The sequence below is a fragment of the Achromobacter sp. SIMBA_011 genome (assembly GCF_046535435.1).
Taxonomy (GTDB): domain Bacteria; phylum Pseudomonadota; class Gammaproteobacteria; order Burkholderiales; family Burkholderiaceae_B; genus Achromobacter; species Achromobacter dolens.
On the sequence record NZ_JAWRWN010001037.1, the window covers coordinates 1 to 245 of the forward strand.

Genomic DNA, 245 nt, shown 5'->3' on the forward strand with positions numbered 1-245 from the left:
CTCTCGGCCTTGGCGCTGCCAAGGTCGATACTGCCTATTCCGCCATGGAAACCACGGTCGATGTCGTCAAAGAAATCAGCAAGAAGCTGGTTGCGGCGCGTGAAGCAGGCGTCGACAAGGCGAAGATCCAGGAAGAAATCACCCAGCTTCAGGATCAGCTGAAGAGTATCGGCGAATCAGCCTCCTTTTCCGGTGAAAACTGGCTTAAAGGCAAAATCAGCGATGCCGCAGGTAACCTGACGCCG

1 protein-coding gene is annotated in these 245 nt (G+C 55.1%); it reads left to right on the plus strand.

The genetic code is table 11. The features are described 5' to 3' along the window. The coding region (locus tag SB816_RS34175) for a hypothetical protein (RefSeq protein ID WP_410548520.1) at window positions 1-245 on the plus strand (245 nt) is incomplete at both ends.